The 1270-nt window shown below is 56.1% G+C and carries 1 protein-coding gene and 1 pseudogene; both read right to left on the bottom strand.

From position 1 onward, the window contains the following. Positions 1–32 precede the first annotated feature (32 nt). Positions 33–860 (bottom strand): annotated as a pseudogene (locus OP495_RS17955) (IS3 family transposase); the annotation flags it as partial. After that, a complete protein-coding gene (locus tag OP495_RS17950; RefSeq protein ID WP_280571138.1) occupies positions 842–1213 on the bottom strand; it encodes a transposase in 372 nt (123 codons plus the stop codon). The gene OP495_RS17950 and the pseudogene OP495_RS17955, both read right to left, overlap by 19 nt. Positions 1214–1270: the final 57 nt, after the last annotated feature.

The raw sequence follows: 1270 nt of genomic DNA, 5'->3' as shown, positions 1-1270 counted from the left end.
TGGACTTCCCCCAGAAAAGTGGACACGCGCCATCAGTGCAAATCCTCAAATTCCAGCGGCGTCCTGTAACCAAGGCTGCTGTGGAGCCGTTGAGTGTTATAAAAGCCTTCAATATAGTGATTTATATGTTTCCGTAATTGCCGCATCGTCACGAAACTGGTGGCGTGCAGCAATTCTCCCTTCAACGTCTTGAAGAAGGACTCAACCTCGGCGTTGTCCGTGCATTGGCCCGGGCGGTTCATGCTGTGACGTACCCTATGCTGTTTCAGCAATCGTTGCGTCTTTTGGGCCCGGTATTCGATACCTCGATCCGTGTGAAGCAATAGACCAGCAGCGGGACGCCGAGCTTCGAAAGCCTCGCGCAGGGTCGCTCTGGAGAAATCCGCACTCAGTCTCTCACCCAATCGCCAGCTCAGCACTCGACGCGAGAACAGATCCAGCACCACCGCCAGGAAGACGTATTTCGAACCCAGCTTGATGTAAGTGACGTCGCTGCTCCACTGCTGATCCACAGCGTCCGGTGCGGGAGCCTCCAAACGGTGATTGGGCAGCGCTTTCAGCTCATGACGGCGCCTCACCAAGCGCCGGTAGACGCGGGTAACGCGCGCCCTCATTCCCCATTGCTGCATCACCTTCGCGACCCGGTTTTTACCCACCGTGACGCCCTCACGGCGCAACGCCTGATAAACCCGTGGACTGCCGTATCGTCCCTCGCTGTTATCGTAGATCTTGCGGATCTGGGACAGCAGCATAGCTCGCTCGGACATTCGTTTGCTTGGCTTTCGGTTGACCCAGGCGTAGTAGCCGGAGCGTGAAATGCTGAGGTGCTGGCAAAGCGACTTTACGCTGTATCGTTGCCGGTGTTTCCAGACGAACCGGAACGCTTCCGTCGTTCCTCGGCCTGAAAACGTTGAAACTTTTTTAGGACGTCGTTTTCCTCCTCAAGCTCCGCAACCCGGCGTTTGAGGCGGGTGACTTCATCCTGCTCCCTGACCTTTTCCTTGGCTTCGGCAGGCGCTTTCTTAACCCGTTTCATGGCAAATTTTCCCTCTCGGTACTCCTTTCGCCAGCGTGACAGCATAAACGGGTGAATATCCAGCGCTTCCGCGACCCCTTGGACGCTTCGGTGAGCCTGGTGGCTCCACTCGACCGCCTTCACCTTGAACTCAGTACTGTAACGTTGCGTCTTCTTCCCCGTGATTATTGCGGGCATCGGGTTTCTCCTACGTGGGAGTTATCGATGCGTGTCCACTAAACCGGGGTAAGTCCA

Source organism: Chromohalobacter sp. 296-RDG, assembly GCF_029889885.1.
Taxonomy (GTDB): domain Bacteria; phylum Pseudomonadota; class Gammaproteobacteria; order Pseudomonadales; family Halomonadaceae; genus Chromohalobacter.
The sequence above is the reverse complement of the archived record's forward strand: the minus strand, read 5'-3'. Positions and strand labels throughout refer to the sequence as shown.

What these genes read in the sequence shown, in the direction of transcription:
- OP495_RS17950 (WP_280571138.1), bottom strand. Translation starts at nt 1,213, where the DNA reads ATGCCCGCAATAATCACGGGGAAGAAGACGCAACGTTACAGTACTGAG.